Genomic DNA, 16837 nt, shown 5'->3' with positions numbered 1-16837 from the left:
GTGATCACCGTCGCCCAATACCTGCATTTAATTCCCTGGAGAACAGCCGTGCTCATCAATTCTGACTTCACCCAGCGCGCTGCTGTCGCTGCTCATGACTACAACTGGGTGGCATCGCCACAGCCGGGCGTTGAGAGGGTCATGCTTGATCGAGTCGGCGGCGAAAGAGCTCGTGCAACGAGTATTGTTCGCTACTCAGCCGGTTCCAGTTTTGCCCCTCATCAACACCCTGGCGGAGAGGAAATCCTCGTCCTTTCCGGTACGTTTGTAGACGATGACGACAGCTATCCCGCAGGCTGGTATCTGCGCAACCCTCCGGGTTCCAGCCATGCGCCTTCCAGCCCTGAAGACACCGTCATTTTCGTGAAGCTTTGGCAGATGTCTGCGGATGAGCAGGTCAAGGTGCGGATCGACACGCGACGGCCAGATGCATGGCAACAAGAAAGTGACCGCGAGGTCTGCCCGTTACATGCCAGTGAATCCGAGGCTGTTTGTCTGGTGCGCTTACCTGCGGGTGCACTGTTATTCGATGCTCCCGTCGAGAACTCCGAGCTTTTGGTCTTGGCTGGAAGTTTGGTCGAAGCCGGACGGCATTACGAGGCTGGCAGCTGGCTGCGTTTTCCATCGGGAGAACACCCGCAGCTGTATACCGCAACAGAGGGGTGCACGATCTATTTTAGGCGTGGACGCCTGATCGGGCTTTCAAGCAAGGCATTACCATGAACCAGATTCGCATCGCGATCATCGGCGGAGGCATCAGCGGGCTATACGCGGCCTATTTACTTGAATCCCAAGGCATCTATGATTATGTCTTATTTGAAGCCCGCGAGAGACTCGGAGGACGGGCTCTATCCGTCGCGCTTGAGGGCACAGTTGCAGGCCTATCAGATCCCTCCGACCGCTTTGACCTAGGGCCGTCTTGGTTTTGGCCCGATTTCCAGCCGCAGCTTGACAGCCTGGTAGCCGATCTTGGCCTAGAGCGGTTTGTGCAGAACGTACAAGGCGACAGCGTGATCGAGCGCATTGCCGGAGCGAGGCCCGTACGCACACAGGGCTACTCTACTTCGCCGTCTTCGGTACGCTTACTGGGCGGTATGGCGGCTTTAGTCGATGCGCTTGCTGCCAACGTAAATCCCGACAAAGTGCGCATGGGACGGGCAGTACGTCGTCTCCATGCCTGCGAGCAGCACTTGGAAATAGAGAGTGAGAGCGGGGACGGCAGCCGAGAATCATGGGCGGTCGAGCACATTCTGTTAGCCGCTCCACCGCGATTGCTGGCCCAAGACATAGACTTTTTGCCAGGACTTCCCCCTTCGATTGCGCAGCTATGGCGAAGTACCCCAACCTGGATGGCTCCTCACGCCAAATACCTCGCCGTATTCGACTCCGCATTCTGGAACAAAACCGGATTGTCCGGACAAGCACGGAGCGCAGTAGGCCCTATGGTGGAGATTCATGACGCCTCGTCGCCTGGTGGACATGCCGCGCTGTTCGGCTTTATAGGCATCCCGGCGCAGACGCGCAACGTAATGCCTCAAGAACAGTTGCAGACAATGTGTCGCGCTCAGTTGGTGCGGCTTTTCGGGCCAGAGGCGGGTAAGCCTGTGGCTGAATTCCTCAAAGACTGGGCGCAGGATCCTCTCACCTCTGTTGCTCAAGATTTGCTCGACGGAGGGCAACACTCAGTCAGCCTAGAAGCAACAGTCGATTCCTCCCCTTGGGCGGGGCGGTTGATTGGAATTGGCAGTGAATGGTCACCGCAGTTTCCGGGGTACATCGCAGGCGCCATCGAAGCAGCTGCATTAGGCGTGCGCCTGATGCTCCAAAAACAGAGCTGATCGCGCTCGGCGGACTCGGCCATTTCATACGGATACCCAAAGGATCTCTCATATGAACGAAGCGACTCTCGTGCTGCCGGAGCAAACTCAACGTGGCAATATCTAGCTGTTGGCATTAGCCCAAGTGTTGGCCGACGCAAACTCGGTAGTGATTTACGCCATCGGCGCTGTAGTCGGTAATGACCTCGCTCCTTCCAAAATGCTTGCAACCTTGTAGATCACTGCCATCCATAGCAGGTCACGGCGCTAACATTCGTCTTTTTCACCAGTTGCAAGCTGTGTTCGCCAGACGCTTACACTTAATCAGATGCCGTATCACTCAACGCGTCGACTGAACATGTTGGGACGAGGGTGGAAACGAAGGCCGTTTGATCTTATCGGCCGACTGGAGAGGGGGGCTTGCGTGACATTCGATATCCGAGCGGCAGACACTGTTAACATTGATTGAGGCGGAACACTGGCATATCGCCCATGTTGCCGCCCGCCTAGGGATCAGCCGCAATACGCTCTATCGCAAACTGCGCCATCACGGTATTTCACGACCCGGTTGAATGCAGAATGACACCGTCGCGTTTCTTGCCTTTGTGGACTTGGACTGAGGCGATAGAGGTCGAGCAGGAGAGGGCGCTAATGCTAGAAGTACCGTCGCCATCCCATTCTTCGATGATGATTTTCATAGCTGGCTTTCTCACGTGTGGTCTCCATGGCTTCTGAGTCGGCAATATGTATCAGCGAGCACGGTGTCCGAATCCTTTTGTTGGAAAGAGGCGAAGTTTTTCGCCACCGCTGCCTCCCCGGCAGAGCCGGGAGGTTCCTTGATCGGCTGGTGCTACGAACGCTGATCTGGGCTATATCACGGCCCAGCTCAGCGTGTTTGGCCGACCGTAAGTCGTGTTAGTTGCCCCAGCTCACCTGGGCACACGATTCTTGGCAACGATCAAGATCGCCTTTGTCGATAATTAGCGCGATCGCGCTCTGATGTCAGAAGCTCCACGTCAAGCCGGCACCTAGTTGCCAAGCTTTCGCTTCCACGTTGTTTGCGCCGATCTGCTCGCTCCTGTTCAGGGCAAGCCCCAAGTGGCTGTCCACGCGTAGATTTTTGTTGATCTCGTAGCCCGCGCCCAGTGTTACTTGATCAAGCCAAATCACTGCCGCGTCAACAGCCTGGAGGTATTGGACAATCGGTGGGTTAAGAGGAATGGAAACTCCATTCAGGGCGAAAGAATTGTTCCCCGCAATGCTGCTACCGACGTCGTTCTTGATGGGGCTGTTGACATGGCTGTAACCGATACGCCATTTGGCAGCGCCGGTAGTCAGTTCGGCGCCCGTAGCGATCACTGTCTGGCTCTCGTAAATATCCTTGTAAAATTCAGCGCTGCTCCAGTCTTTATAAAGAACATCGAGGGCTATCAACAGCTTGCCATTCATCAACGCCCGATTGGCGATGCCGAAAGCAAATTCCTGCGGTTGCTCGATAGTGGTGTCACTGAATTTGCCGGGACCATTGTTGAACAGGTTCTGGTATCTCATTGACATGGGGCTGCGATAGTAGGCGCCAATGGTGGTGGCACCGACGTCGTAATTTATGCCAAGCGTGGCACGCACACCGAAAGCGTGAACACTGGAAGTGTCGGAATTCAGCGGCATCTGTGCGTAACCTTGAGCCACGGTGATCGCCACCCCGCCGGATAGAGCGTCACTGAAACGGTGGCCGTAGCCAACGTTGGCGCCAAAAACAACCATCTCTGCATTCGGATCCAGGCTGGCTGAAGTGCAGTAAACCCCGCCCCCCGCAGAACACCCGCCAGGATGTGGTCCGCCGGCACCCTTGAAGTCGGACCCCACCCCCGACACTACGGTAAAACCAAAGCCCAAAACGTCGTTCTCTCCCAGCGGTTGGGTGATCGCGACCGCTGGTATGAGATAAGACGAGGCCTTGGAATCGTCTGCCCAAGCAGCGCCGGTCACTGATCCGTCGTGTTCTACATTAAGGCTCGGTTCAAAGTATGTAGCCCCGAGCGAAAAGCGGGTTGCATCTCTAAACTGGGTCAAAGCCGCGGGATTGCCATAAAGAGCCGCCGCGGGCTCCAGTGGGCGAGCGACGCCGACCCCGGCCATTCCGCCGGAAGCCGGCAACATCGTAAGATTGAAATCCGTTCCGTAGTTCGCAGCCTGGGCAGTTGCGCTCACTAGGGCACCCATTGTCAGCGCTATGAAAGGTTGTTTCATGGTTGGTTTCCTTTATTGTTATTAATAACCATCTGAGACTCCTTCCGTATCTGAGACCGTCTACTTCGGTCCGGCAAAACACGGATCCAGCACCGCACACACTTTTCAACGCATCGAAGTTACACATCAGGCGAGCCAAGCAACGATTGGGCCTGTGCACGCTGAAATCTATATAGGCTGGTTGCTTGTTGTAACTCGGACGATGGCCGGGGTGAGTCGTGTATAACTCGAGTCGAGCAGGGGTTTCGTCTGGGGAGATACTGGAGAAACTACTAAGGAAGCACTGATTTATTCCCAGCCCAATTCTGCCGACAATCGAGACAAGCGAGCCTGTGCGAAACAACCGAATCTTTAAATTGCAGCGTAGGTTTATTGAGTTGGAATATGTGTAGAAGTAACTCACCCATGGCTGTCGCTGCGTCAAATACGACACTGAACATCCGTCTTTCGTGTGGCGAGACTATTGTTCGCGTTTCCCTAGTACATTTACCAGTATATGCCAGGGTTATCACCGATTCCGAATTTCCGCGGACTCTGACAATATTGGACCTCGTTACTTAGCTATGGATGCGAATACATGAGCGATGAAACTAAAGAAAAGTCCCTGCGGTGGGCCCTGCTGGTTTTTGGCCTGTTTCTCTTGATTGGTCTCTATCCCTTGATGAACTGGTTCTGGACCGATGGATGGACATGGGAGCCAAGGCAGACCAAATATGAACAGATGATTCAAGGGGTCTACGCGACGCTGGGAATATTTCTACTAATCGCGTCCCGTCGACCAGGCGAGCACCGCAGTCTGATCCAGTTCACGATTTGGTCCAGTATCGTGCATGCCGGGATCATGGCGATGCAGGCCGGGGTTGATGCTCACGAGCACGCCAACCTTCTTGGTGACGTACCAGCTCTGTTCATCATGGCAGGTGTGCTTTGGTTCTTGTTACCGCGCGCCAAGGTGCTCAAGGCGGCCGTTTAAAACCGATTTCGTCTTCATGGCAAGCCTGAGAGACAAGTTTCGGCGCCTCGCCTCTCAGGGCGCTGAGCCCGGAACCAGGGCGACACCGTTTGACATGAGTGACGTTTCGGGTGATTGTCAATTTCTTTCTACAACATCCCAACGACGCAGAACCATGTTTCTTGAATCCATGAGCCAAGGTGAAATTGGGATGGATCGAGTGAGTTCGCTATGTTGACATTAATTGTTGGCGGATCAGCGTTTGCCGCGATAACCGGCATCGCTTTGTACTTGGCGAAGCGACTCCGCGATGCCGAAAGTCGGTTGGGGGCCGAGGGATCCGCGCGTGTTCTGGCGGAGCGCGCTCTCTCGGATCTAGAGCAACGCCTGCAAACTATTTTTGAATCGCAACTGGAGTGCGTAAAACTCCACGACGCCAATGGAACTGTCCTGACCATGAATCGGGCAGGGATAGCGTGCCTCGGTGCCAATTGTGCCGCGCAGGTGGTGGGCACCTCCGTTTACAGCTTCATTTCCGTGGAATATCACGAGCGATACAAAGCCCTCTCTGCAGCTGTGTTTGAGGGGCGATCCGAGTCGATGGAGTTTCGAGTCTTGTGTGCGATGGGTCAGCACCGTTTGTTCGAGACGAATGTAGTGCCGATGCGCGAGTCGGGCGGCACAATCGTCGCGGCGCTCGCGCTGACCCGCGACATTACCGACCGGCGCAACGCTGAAGAGCGGGCACAGCGCCACCTCTCCGACCTGGCCAGGGTCGGCCGAATCACGTCCATGGGAGAGATGGCGTCGGGTCTTGCGCATGAGCTGAATCAACCCCTCGCCGCCATCGTGAACTACGCGTCGGCGAGTCTTCGCCGTCTTCGAACTGCGCCAGACAAGATTGAAAGCGTGGTCGAGTCACTGGAAGCAATTAACGAACAAGGTCAGCGGGCAGGGCAGATCATTCGCACTGTCAGGGAGCTGGTTAGCCGAACGGAACCGACTAAAACGCTGGTGGATATCAACGAGATCGTACGCATAATGGTGTTGCTTATAACACCCGAGGCCACGCGACATGACGTTAGGATTGCGATGAAGCTCGCACCGGATACGGTGGCCATCTACGCAAGCAAGATTGAGTTGGAGCAAGTCGTCTTCAATCTGATTCGAAATGCGGTAGAAGCAATAGGAAATCCAGGCGCTGCTGCACAGGCGTCCGTCAGTGTGTCAACGATGCGCGGCCAGGACGGAGGAGTCGAGGTGGCGGTGGAGGATTGCGGTTGCGGTATTGATGCGGATGATATCGACAAGTTGTTCGATCCCTTCTTTACGACGAAAATTGACGGCATCGGCATGGGGCTCTCGATCAGTCGATCGGTCATCGAAGCGCACGGTGGTCGCATTTCGGTTCGTCCCAACGCAGGCAAGGGCGTCACGTTCACATTCACCGTTCCTCCTGCCTTGGAACAGCGGATTGAGTACGGCCACAGTTCCTGATGGCATCGGCGGCCTCCCTGTGTGCCAAGCCCTGCTACTCACCCCAAGTTTTCCGTTTATCGCTATGCAATGCTGAGGAGCTGCCTGCTCAAGTGCATGCGGGCCGATAGGAGTGGGGCGGGGTTCTTCACCGAGCAGGGCTGCTGCGCCCGCAGAGGATGCGCACAGTCCGCGCCCCCCGAGGGTCTGTAGTCTTCACTCCCACCCGCAACGATCTCGGCGCTGCTTCACCGGGGAGACCTTCTTGAGCACCGAACTCGATTCGCCTCAGCGGGATCGCTAGGCGCACTGCGCTACTCGATCATCGGCCCCTTGCTCCCCGCACCGAAGGCTCCCAAAGAACTATTTGGCTGCTCGATTTCCATCACACCGCGCGCAAGGTCGTGACGCGCAGCGGCGCCTGGGTCGAGCCGATGCTGCGTCGTGTCACCAATGACCGCTCATGTCTGCTGTGCCACCTGCTGTGGTATCTCGAAGATACTGCCGAAAGACTCGTTCATGGCCTCACGCAAGCGTTTATGAAGCGTGGCCTGCCGCTCTCCCTCTCTTGCGCGGGCTGCCGGGCGCATCAACTGCGGCCTGCGACAGTGGTCTGATCTGCCGCATCGGCGACTGCATGCCGATGGGCCGGCGTTGCTCGCTCGTGCCGCACGAGTGACATAGGTATCCGGACTCGGTTTTGCCCTAGGCTCAGCCTCGGGATGCGCCTAGGTATGCCGCTGAGTCAGCCTAGTTGTTCCACATGTGATCGAAGGCAGACACTTTTCGTGCTTCTTGAACGTCAGTCGCATGTTCAGGACTAGCTCTGAAATGACCAATCGAGGATGCCATGACAACATCAACAATAGGCAAAAAAATTCATGAGATGGTTACCCACCTCCAGAAGAACTCTGCCGCTCCGGCGCCCGCAATGTTCAAGGCGCAGGTGCGGCTAGACGGCGGCACGCAATGCAGTGCCTACGTTCGCAAGTTCCCGGCCTTGCTCGTCGATGAGCCGCCAGATATGGGAGGCAACGACGCTGGAATGAATCCCGTCGAATTGCTGCTGACTTCCCTGGGGGCATGCCAAGGGATTTTGTACTCGCTTTATGCACACATGACAGGGATCAAACTCGATTCTGTCATCGTGGATCTCAAGGGGCAGCTCGATGTCCGGGGGGTATTTGGCGTAGATCCTTCGGTGCCGCCTGGTTACCAGACAATTAAGTTCGAAACGCGCATCACGAGTCAGGAGGACCCCGCAACCATCGCGGAATTCGTCCGCATGGTTGAAGCGCGCTGTCCAACGCTCGACACACTGAAGCGGCCGGTGAATGTCACCGGCAAAGTGTTCTTGAACGGTGAGGCGCTCATGCCGCTTTAGCCGATCAGTCCTTAGCCAGGTTGTCGCCTCGAAATAAAAATCACTGAGAGGCGCAACTTACTATCGGCAGCGTTTGCCACGAACCCAAGCAAAGGAGAGACACCATGACAAGACAAACAAAATGGATGGAACTTTGCTCACCCATCGAGATGAGAGGAATAACGTTCAAGAACCGGATGATGCGTTCGGGCATGTATGAGGGGATGGCAACGGAGCGGGGTGAGGTGACGCCCGAACTGGAGTCCTGGATTGCACGACAGGCTGCTGGCGGTGCCAGTTGTATCTTCCCCGGCTACACCAACGTTTGTCTGCCCCGCTGTATGCCATTTCAGACCGGCTCATACGATGATAGCCACATTGCCGGTCTGAAAAAGCTGGCGGATACAATCCATTCGTATGGTGCGGTAGCGGGTCTGCAACTGGCGGCCGCCGGACGGCAGGCGAATCCCAACCTGTTCTTCTCAGGTGCAGAGGCGGTGATGGGGCCGTCGGCGATGGGGCCGAGTCCCATGTACCAGGCCGCATGTCGGGAGATGACCGAGGCTGAGATCTGGAAAGCAGTCGAAGACCAGGCCGCTGCTGCCGTAAGGGCCAAGAAGGCCGGATTCGATATCGTGCTGCCCAACGCCGCTCACGGCTACCTGCTGGCGCAGTTCCTTTCTCCACATACCAACAAGCGAACTGACGCGTGGGGAGGCACGCCCGAGAAGAGGTTTAAGTTCTTTGAAGAGACCTTCCGGGCGGTGAGAGAAGCAGTGGGGCCAGAGATGTTGGTCTGGACCAAAATCTCCGTTGATGAGCCCTGGAACGATGGAATCAACCTGGATGAAGCCAAGATATTCATCCCGGAAGTGGCCAAACTCGTCGACGCCATTGAGATCAGCGGCGGCACGATCGTTGACAACGTTTTTATGATGACACGGGGAGAAATTCCGATCGGAACCTTGAAGAAGGGTATTGGCGGGATCGTCGAGGGGATCACTCCTGAACTCATCAACGGCCTGTATGGAATCAGGGACTCAGTTAAGTTTGAAGAAACGTATTGGTATAACCATGCAGTCGCTCTTAAGCCGCTCTGTGGCGATACCCCGCTGATTCTCACGGGCGGTCACAAGTATCCGGCGACCATGAATCAGATAATCAAAGAAGGGACAGCCGATATGTTGTCTTTAGCGAGGGTCCTTGCTGCAGAACCTAACTTTCCTAATGACGTACTCGATGGAAGAGAGGACCCGGGGAAGTGCTCCAACTGTAACAAGTGTCTGGTTGAAGTTGTTTTGGGGAACAAGTTGAGATGCTACCTGCCGGACGACGGATACAGCTACACCTGATATTTGAGACTTGCTACCAATAATCGCGCCCAGTGAATGCGGGGACTGACTTTGCCCCGGAAGAACGTCCCTCTCTATTGAGGTATTTCAATAAATGCGAGGAGGACGGAAATGTCAAAGACAGTGCGGGCGCGCGATATAAAAACTTGTGCGAAACCTTGCCCCCGTGAGTGGCAATGACATCAGGCAACCCAGGAGACACGCAATGGATCCCTTCGATCTCAAACGATTTAATCTCGATCTCGCTAATCCCTTCAAGAAACAATACGAAAACTACATTGGTGGCAATTGGGTTGCGCCCAGTGCCGGCCGCTACTTTGAAAACGTCTCGCCCATCACCGGAACGCCGTTCTGTAAAGTCCCCCAGTCCGACGCGGAAGACGTGAATCGTGCATTGGATGCAGCGCACGCTGCCCAAGTGAAATGGGGGAAGACTTCTGCAGCGGAACGTTCCAACCTGCTTTTGAAGATCGCCGATCGCATCGAGCAGAACCTGCAGATGCTGGCCGTGGCCGAGACGATCGACAACGGTAAGCCCCTGCGCGAAACCATGGCGGCCGACCTTCCGCTGGCCGTAGACCATTTCCGCTACTTCGCGGGGTGCCTTCGCGCAGAAGAGGGTGCCATCTCCGAGATCGACGAGAACACGGTTGCCTACCACTATCAGGAACCCATCGGGGTGGTCGGTCAGATCATTCCCTGGAATTTCCCGCTGTTGATGGCAAGCTGGAAACTGGCTCCTGCTTTGGCCGCCGGTTGCTCAGTGGTGATGAAGCCCGCCGAACAGACCCCGGCATCTATATTGGTACTGATGGAAGTCATTGGTGACCTGCTTCCGCCCGGCGTGCTCAATATCGTCAACGGCTTCGGCAAAGAGGCCGGTGAGGCTCTGGCCACTAGCAATCGTATCGCCAAGATCGCGTTCACCGGATCCACGCCTGTCGGCCAGCGCATCCTACATGCCGCTGCTGAGAATCTGATTCCATCCACCGTCGAGTTGGGTGGCAAGAGCCCCAACATATTCTTTGCCGACGTCATGGACAAGGACGATGAGTTTCTGGACAAGGCGCTCGAAGGTTTGGCCATGTTCGCGTTGAACCAAGGTGAAATATGTAGCTGTCCATCGCGAATCCTGGTGCAGGAATCCATCGCAGAGCGTTTCATCGATATGGCCACCAAGCGCGTCGGCAACATCAAGACAGGCCACCCGTTGGACCTCAGCACCATGGTGGGTGCGCAGATATCCAAAATCCAGATGGATAAGATTCTCGACTACATCGACGTTGGGAAAAAAGAAGGCGCGCAAACGCTCATTGGCGGTGAGCGCAGTGTGCTCGGGGCGGAGCTGGATAGCGGTTTTTATATCAAGCCCACCATCCTGCAGGGTACCAACAACATGCGCATTTTCCAGGAAGAAATCTTCGGCCCTGTGGCTGCATTGACCACTTTCAGGGACATGGACGAGGCGATCGCGATCGCCAATGACACGATGTTCGGCCTTGGTGCTGGGGTGTGGAGTCGCAACGGGACCACCGCCTACAAGATGGGGCGCGCGATCGAGGCCGGAAGAGTCTGGACCAACTGCTACCACGCCTACCCAGCGCACGCAGCGTTTGGCGGCTACAAGCGCTCCGGCATTGGCCGCGAAACCCACAAGATGGCCTTGGCTAACTACCAGCAGACCAAGTGCGTGCTGGTGAGTTATAGCGCCCACAAATTGGGCTTCTTTTGAAAACCGGGCACCGGCAAAGCAAATAGTGGCCTGCTGTGCCTTTCATCCTTTACCCCCCGCGTTGGGTCGGTTAAGTGCAACGCTCCCAGCCTTCGTAAGGAGGCTGCAACGAACATCGGGGCTAGTCCGCGATGTTTGGGCGTCAGCAGAGGCTGACCTTGCGCATTTTATTGCGTTATCCAAAGAGGAAAACGTTATGCCGCTCGTGACGATTAAAGGTATTGAGGGTGTGTTCACCGCCGAGGAAAAGCAGAAGGCAATTCGCGCTGTCCACGACGCCATGGTGTCAGTCGAAGGCAAGAATATGGAAGGTGTGACCTGGGTGATCTTCGAGGAGGTGAAGAGCGGCGACTGGTCCATCGGTGGGCATTGCCTTACCGCTGCCGACGTGAAGAAGCTCCAGGCTGGCGATTGACCTCCGCGTAGTGCCGGCTGTCCTGTTGGATGGTCGGAACTTTCAAAGGGGCCTTCGGGCCCCTTACTCCGCGTCGCGGCACAACGCGCGGCCATGGGCGTCGGCTCCATCCGGCAACAGCGCTTCATGGTTGGTTTCGATTCAACTTTGACAACTGCCAGAGATATCGCAATGACCGCAGAACAAATTGACGCCTTTGACCAAATGCATGCCCGCTCTATCGCAGATCCAGACCGGTTCTGGGGCGAAGCTGCTCAGGGCATCAGCTGGTACAAACCTTGGAGCAAGGTGCTGGACGACAGCACGGCTCCGTTCTATCGCTGGTTCGTGGGCTCCGAACTCAACACTTGTTACAACGCAGTGGACCGGCACGTCGAGGCGGGCTGTGGTGACCAGGCTGCGATCATCTACGACAGCCCCCTCACCGGTACTGTCCAGACCATCACTTACAGCGAGCTTCAGGCGTCCGTTGCCCAGTTCGCAGGAGCGTTGCGTTTGCGTGGTGTGGCTAAGGGTGATCGTGTACTCGTCTACATGCCCATGATCCCGCAGACCGTTATTGCCATGCTGGCCTGCGCGAGGCTGGGGGCTGTTCATTCTGTGGTGTTCGGAGGCTTTGCGCCCAACGAGCTCGCGACCCGTATCGACGACGCCAAGCCGAAGGTCGTCGTTTCTGCCTCATGCGGGATCGAACCAAACCGCATCGTCAAATACAAACCGATGCTCGATTCTGCCATCGATCAGGCCAAGCACAAGCCGGACAGCGTCATCGTTTACCAGCGCCCGCAGGAGCGCGCATCGCTTGTCGAGGGACGGGATGTCGATTGGGAACAGGCCGTGGCCAGCGCGCAGCCCGCGGCCTGCGTACCAGTGCAAGGGACCGATCCGCTGTACATCCTCTATACATCCGGAACAACCGGCGAGCCCAAGGGCGTGGTTCGGGATAACGCCGGCCACGCGGTCGCTCTTCGTTGGACCATGGAGCATTTCTACAATGTCCAACCCGGCGAAGTCTTCTGGGCGGCTTCGGATGTCGGATGGGTCGTGGGTCACTCCTACATCGTATACGGGCCGCTGCTCGCCGGCTGCACCACTGTCGTGTTCGAAGGTAAACCAGTGGGAACTCCCGACGCGGGTACATTCTGGAGGGTCGTCGAACAGCACAAAGTGACGACCTTATTTACCGCGCCGACGGCCTTCCGTGCCATCAAACGCGAGGATCCTCAGGGCCAGCATATCGACAAGTACGACCTGTCTCATCTTAGGGCTCTGTTCCTGGCTGGAGAGCGTTCGGATCCGGACACCCTGCAGTGGGCGGAACAGAAACTGCAGGTTCCGGTCATCGACCATTGGTGGCAAACGGAAACAGGTTGGGTCGTTGCGGGTAACCCCCTCGGCACGCATCTGTTTCCCGTCAAGTATGGCTCGGCCACGCGCCCGATGCCGGGCTGGGATGTCCAGGTGCTCGACAGCGAGCAGGACGTGATGTCACGAGGCAAGATTGGTGCCCTGTGCATCAAGCTGCCGCTGCCCCCAGGCGCGCTGGTTACACTGTGGAACGCGGATCTACGCTTCCAGAGCTCCTACTTGCGTGCTTATCCGGGGTTCTACGAGAGCGGGGACGCGGGCTTCATTGATGAGGAGGGCTACGTTCATGTAATGACCAGGACCGACGACATCATCAATGTCGCCGGCCACCGACTATCGACGGGGGCGATCGAAGAAGTACTGAGCAGCCATTGCGATGTCGCCGAGTGTGCGGTGATCGGAGTCGCCGACCAGATTAAGGGGCAAGTGCCGCTGGGGCTGTTATGCCTTAAGGTCGGTGTCAACCGCCCGCACGAGGAGATTGTCAAAGAAATTGTGCAGCTCGTTCGCGAAAAAATCGGCCCGGTTGCTGATTTCAAGCGTGCGGTGGTGGTCACTCGCCTTCCGAAGACGCGCTCGGGAAAGATCCTGCGCGGGACCATGCAGAAGATCGCCGACGGCCAAGAATGGAAAATGCCTGCCACAATCGACGATCCGGGCTCACTGTCGGAGATCGGTGCCGCGCTACGAACTGCAGGGTACGCGCTGAATGCTACATTCGTGACAGCCTCTTAATAGCGGTGCGGCGGGCACCGGTTGCGCCGTGTGCAATACGCGTCGGCGGCGCGACCTGGTGTCCGTAGGCCGCAAGCTTGGGTGGAACTTTTGACGCCCCTGCGGCTTGGACCGCGGCGCTTTTACTCTCGCGACGCTGACTCTTGGGGCCAGAGGCTCGCTCCCGAGCTGGCGTAGCAGCGAATAACCATGGAAACCTGGCGACCATTTCCCGATCCACACGGGCAGCGAATGCCATGAAGACAAGCAACCATCTCAGTTGGTCAACAACGAATAACCGCAGCAATGTCAGAGCAGAAGGCCATGTCTACGACACTCCGCCAGCGCCGGATGGCGCGGCGGCGATATTTCGAAACCGGCTCGGAATGCGGTTTACCGTCAGGACGTACGGGCAACGTCTTGCGCCGAAAGCACCATGTGGATCAGTTCCGCTGTGGTATGAACATTCGTCTTGAGCAGGACGTTGGCGCGATGAAACTCGATGGTCTTGCACGATAAATTAAAGATATTGGCTATCATCTTGCTGGACTTGCCGGCGACAATCAGATCCATGACCTCGCGCTCGCGCGTCGTTAGCGTATCCAGACGTTCACGCACTGACTCACGGCCAACCGCCGAATAGCGCCTTTCCTGCTCAAGCGTAAGCGCGAGATGTACCTGATCGAGCAGATCTTGATCGTGGAAAGGTTTTTCCAAGAAATCCAAAGCGCCTGCCTTTACCGCTCGCACGGCCATAGGCACATCCCCGTGCCCCGTGATAAAGATGACGGGTATCGTTATTTTTTTCGCCTTGAGGTATTCCTGAAGCTGCAGGCCACTCATACCAGGCATACGCACATCGAGAACCAGACAGCCCTGTTTGGAGCAATCGTCATCGTCGATAAACGCCTGCGCGCTAGGATAAGTTTTTACCGGAAGATCGACGGACATGAGCAGTGCGCGCAGGGAATCGGCCACAGCTTGATCATCGTCCACTACGAAAACGGTCCCCGAACTGCCCATTTAGTTAACCTCTCTTATTGTATTGGGAGCGTGAAACGGAACATTGCACCGCAAAGCGCATTTGTATCCAGTCAGAGCCGGCCATGATGCACTTGCACGATTGAGTGACTGATGGACAGCTCCGGCCCATGCTGTCAGTTCTGGCGGTGAGAAAAGATCGAAAATCTGGGCTGGGACAATTACCGGAAAGCTAGCCCTGAATCTCGTACGGTCACCTCCATATCGGTCTAGCTCTTTACCAGTTTCGGCAGAATCTGTTCGATCTCGATCTTTTCAGCGTGAACCGATGGGAGTTCGGCAGCAGGCCGTGGCGCACGGTCAATGTGGCTCTGTCCCGCCTTCGGTTCCACGAAGTTCAGGACTGTAATCATTACTCGGCCTATGTCGACTGGACCTACTTTGAGCCCTCCCTTGGCTACGAGCTCGCGGATCTGTCGAATGGTCTGTCCGCCGCGCTTGCCTCTCCGACTATCCTCTCGAAGTTCTCGAGTACTTCGACACACGCATCCGCACTTGGCTTGATGCGTAAGATACTTGCCCTGGCGAAGTTGGCAATCGTCATGAGCGGTTGGTTTTCGTTCGTTGCGATGTTCGTCGCCATCTCACCCATGGTGAACACACATGCCACGTGGGCAACTTAGCCAAATGCCGGTGCGACTGTTCTTGCGGCAGTCTGCGCTCGCTGAAATCCCGCGTCAATGCGACCACGGAGGTATATTTTCACGTACGTCGCGCAGCGAAACTATGTAGCTTTCGAGCGCGTGTACGCTGCCTTTGAAGCTGATTTCGCGCGACTCCATCGACCCCGGTTTGCCCAGAAACGCCTGTTCCTTTAGTCGGCGATACGGCTTCCGGTATTCGGGCGCGATGTAGCGATACACCGGTTGACCAATTACCTTCTTGGGGACTCCCTACCAGGGCTTACCTGACTTGACCACGCGTTTGCATACGACCTGACCAGCAGATCTTGTGTCCACGACTAGCCGATTGCTGTCCGATGGCGAGTGTCAACGCGAACGTTTCTGTGAGATCACTATCGACTCACCCATCGATGAAAAGCCGGACTGTACGCCCAGGTTTCAGTGCAAGCGCCATGACACACCAACATACACTGCTAGACCCTTACCCGGCGTGCACCGTACCGCGTCCAGACCCTATCGTAGCCCGGGGTGATGGTGGCAGCATCTTGCTTGCCCGTCAGGTTGCGCATGTCCAGCCGGGTCTGCCAGTCGCCCTTGGGCGAGTTGTAACCCAAGGTTGCGGCTGTTGCAGCCGTAATGGACGCATTCAGGCACGACGACGTCTTGGAAGGGGCTCCACCGCAATCTCCACTTCCACTTTGCCCATTAGCCTGTAGCGGTGGGTCGCTAAAGCCACATATTTACCACCAGCCGATCCAGCTCCTCCCAATCAGCCACGCCCAACACCCGTATGGTATTCAACGCGCGCAAATAACCGCGCAACTGACTTGGCGGTGGCCCGCGCAAACTCCGGTCGGCGCGTCTTCGCACAACAGTACGGTTTTGTACTGGACCCGGTACTCGGCCATCCGGTTACAGAAATCGAGGAAAACGGCGTCGCGGATTAAGTCAAAAGTCCTCAAGAAGAGATCCTCATCAATCTTTTCTAGTTGTGATTGAGTGTGTATCCGTCTGAACGGCGCGCAACTATTGCTAGAAGTAATAGTGATCATCACGAAATACAAGTTCTACTTTATTGGTAATAGCCGGAAAATCGCCTGCATCAAACACACCGCTCAAGAAATTGCGCGATGAAGACATTCACCCGACTCGTTATGGTCGCTCTGCTGACGGGCGTAGTGGTTACTGCACCTGGCTGAAGACACAAAACACAAATGGCATGGCGGCGCTCAAGACGCAGTTCCGTTGCTTGATGAAGCGAACCTTTTATTTTCAGGATGAGATCGATGCGCCCTTTATTCGTGCCTGCCATGGTGTTTGCCTCTTTGTTGCTCGCCGGTTGTGCATCCACGCCGAACGACCCGACTTTGACCTTGCAGACCAGCAAGACCCCGGCCCAATTCGCTGACTGCGTTGTACCGAAATTGCAGGGCAGTGCGTTGAGCCCGACCGTCTCGCAGACCCAGCGCAGTTACCGGATCGTGGTGTCGAGCAAAGTCTCGGCGGACAACGTGCTGGAAGCCTACAAGGCCGGGAACGGCGGCAAGGTGTTCATCTACGAGCGGCACTTGCTGGCTTCGAACTTCCTGCCTTCAAGTTTTGAACGCGCCGCGCAGGATTGCATCTGACCCCGGCCCGTAAACGCTTTCATAGCGCTCCTTTGGTTGGCCGCAACCAACCAATTTTTTGCCCCGCACCGCATTCGGCTGCGGGGCTTTTTTCTGCGAATTAACA

Annotated in this window: 12 protein-coding genes and 3 pseudogenes; 11 read left to right on the top strand and 4 right to left on the bottom strand. The window is 56.3% G+C overall.

What is annotated here, in order from left to right:
- The 3 genes and pseudogenes from K5R88_RS08040 to K5R88_RS08030 form a co-directional block, all read left to right on the top strand.
- Entirely contained in the window at positions 1-723 is a 723-nt protein-coding gene (locus K5R88_RS08040) for a cupin domain-containing protein (protein ID WP_226299647.1), read from the top strand.
- A complete protein-coding gene (locus K5R88_RS08035; RefSeq protein ID WP_226299646.1) occupies positions 720-1838 on the top strand; it encodes a flavin monoamine oxidase family protein in 1119 nt (372 codons plus the stop codon). The genes K5R88_RS08040 and K5R88_RS08035 overlap by 4 nt, the downstream gene beginning before the upstream one ends.
- Positions 1839-2251: 413 nt before the next feature.
- Positions 2252-2389, top strand: a pseudogene (locus K5R88_RS08030) (helix-turn-helix domain-containing protein); the annotation flags it as partial.
- A 430-nt stretch (positions 2390-2819) separates the two neighbouring features.
- Here the strand turns inward: K5R88_RS08030 and K5R88_RS08025 are convergent.
- Entirely contained in the window at positions 2820-4067 is a 1248-nt protein-coding gene (locus K5R88_RS08025) for an OmpP1/FadL family transporter (RefSeq protein WP_226299645.1), read from the bottom strand.
- A gap of 577 nt (positions 4068-4644) precedes the next feature.
- On the opposite strand from K5R88_RS08025, the gene K5R88_RS08020 reads away from it, so the two are divergent.
- The 7 genes from K5R88_RS08020 to K5R88_RS07985 all read left to right on the top strand — a co-directional run bounded on the left by K5R88_RS08020 (position 4645) and on the right by K5R88_RS07985 (position 13460).
- Complete coding sequence (locus K5R88_RS08020; RefSeq protein ID WP_226299644.1) at positions 4645-5040, top strand: DUF6632 domain-containing protein; 396 nt, start codon at positions 4645-4647, stop codon at positions 5038-5040.
- 210 nt (positions 5041-5250) lie between these two features.
- The gene (locus K5R88_RS08015; protein WP_226299643.1) at positions 5251-6516 is read left to right on the top strand and encodes a PAS domain-containing sensor histidine kinase; all 1266 of its coding nucleotides are present in this window, start codon (positions 5251-5253) and stop codon (positions 6514-6516) included.
- Positions 6517-7345: 829 nt separating this feature from the next.
- Positions 7346-7879 carry an OsmC family protein gene (locus K5R88_RS08005; protein WP_226299642.1) on the top strand — a complete coding sequence of 178 codons (534 nt, stop codon included), beginning with the start codon at positions 7346-7348 and terminating at the stop codon, positions 7877-7879.
- 104 nt (positions 7880-7983) lie between these two features.
- Positions 7984-9210 carry an NADH:flavin oxidoreductase gene (locus K5R88_RS08000; protein WP_226299641.1) on the top strand — a complete coding sequence of 409 codons (1227 nt, stop codon included), beginning with the start codon at positions 7984-7986 and terminating at the stop codon, positions 9208-9210.
- A 205-nt stretch (positions 9211-9415) separates the two neighbouring features.
- Positions 9416-10942, top strand: a complete 1527-nt coding sequence (locus K5R88_RS07995) for an aldehyde dehydrogenase family protein (protein ID WP_226299640.1) — start codon at positions 9416-9418, stop codon at positions 10940-10942.
- A 196-nt stretch (positions 10943-11138) separates the two neighbouring features.
- Positions 11139-11357: a tautomerase family protein gene (locus tag K5R88_RS07990; RefSeq protein ID WP_213605872.1), complete on the top strand. Its 219-nt coding sequence runs from the start codon at positions 11139-11141 to the stop codon at positions 11355-11357.
- A 171-nt stretch (positions 11358-11528) separates the two neighbouring features.
- Positions 11529-13460 (top strand): propionyl-CoA synthetase, encoded by a 1932-nt coding sequence (locus K5R88_RS07985; RefSeq protein ID WP_442963911.1) that lies wholly within the window; start codon positions 11529-11531, stop codon positions 13458-13460.
- A gap of 378 nt (positions 13461-13838) precedes the next feature.
- Here K5R88_RS07985 and K5R88_RS07980 read toward each other — a convergent pair whose 3' ends face one another.
- From K5R88_RS07980 to K5R88_RS07970, 3 genes and pseudogenes are all read right to left on the bottom strand, one after another.
- A complete protein-coding gene (locus K5R88_RS07980) occupies positions 13839-14435 on the bottom strand; it encodes a response regulator transcription factor (RefSeq protein ID WP_230427576.1) in 597 nt (198 codons plus the stop codon).
- Positions 14436-15541: 1106 nt separating this feature from the next.
- Positions 15542-15735: pseudogene (locus K5R88_RS07975) on the bottom strand (hypothetical protein); the annotation flags it as partial.
- Positions 15736-15829: 94 nt separating this feature from the next.
- Positions 15830-16065 (bottom strand): annotated as a pseudogene (locus tag K5R88_RS07970) (hypothetical protein).
- Between the two features lie 324 nt (positions 16066-16389).
- Here K5R88_RS07970 and K5R88_RS07965 point away from each other — a divergent pair.
- Positions 16390-16731, top strand: a complete 342-nt coding sequence (locus K5R88_RS07965) for a hypothetical protein (RefSeq protein ID WP_226299638.1) — start codon at positions 16390-16392, stop codon at positions 16729-16731.
- The last annotated feature ends 106 nt before the right edge of the window (positions 16732-16837 follow it).

It is taken from the genome of Pseudomonas sp. MM213, assembly GCF_020423045.1.
Taxonomy (GTDB): domain Bacteria; phylum Pseudomonadota; class Gammaproteobacteria; order Pseudomonadales; family Pseudomonadaceae; genus Aquipseudomonas; species Aquipseudomonas migulae.
This window is presented reverse-complemented; position numbering and strand designations above follow the sequence as displayed.

Bases quoted from the DNA above. Each gene is read 5' to 3' on its own strand.
- K5R88_RS08025 (WP_226299645.1), bottom strand. From the start codon at position 4,067: ATGAAACAACCTTTCATAGCGCTGACAATGGGTGCCCTAGTGAGCGCA.
- K5R88_RS08000 (WP_226299641.1), top strand. From the start codon at position 7,984: ATGACAAGACAAACAAAATGGATGGAACTTTGCTCACCCATCGAGATG.
- K5R88_RS07985 (WP_442963911.1), top strand. From the start codon at position 11,529: ATGACCGCAGAACAAATTGACGCCTTTGACCAAATGCATGCCCGCTCT.
- K5R88_RS07965 (WP_226299638.1), top strand. From the start codon at position 16,390: ATGCGCCCTTTATTCGTGCCTGCCATGGTGTTTGCCTCTTTGTTGCTC.
- K5R88_RS07995 (WP_226299640.1), top strand. From the start codon at position 9,416: ATGGATCCCTTCGATCTCAAACGATTTAATCTCGATCTCGCTAATCCC.
- K5R88_RS08035 (WP_226299646.1), top strand. From the start codon at position 720: ATGAACCAGATTCGCATCGCGATCATCGGCGGAGGCATCAGCGGGCTA.
- K5R88_RS07990 (WP_213605872.1), top strand. From the start codon at position 11,139: ATGCCGCTCGTGACGATTAAAGGTATTGAGGGTGTGTTCACCGCCGAG.
- K5R88_RS08015 (WP_226299643.1), top strand. From the start codon at position 5,251: ATGTTGACATTAATTGTTGGCGGATCAGCGTTTGCCGCGATAACCGGC.
- K5R88_RS08020 (WP_226299644.1), top strand. From the start codon at position 4,645: ATGAGCGATGAAACTAAAGAAAAGTCCCTGCGGTGGGCCCTGCTGGTT.
- K5R88_RS08005 (WP_226299642.1), top strand. From the start codon at position 7,346: ATGACAACATCAACAATAGGCAAAAAAATTCATGAGATGGTTACCCAC.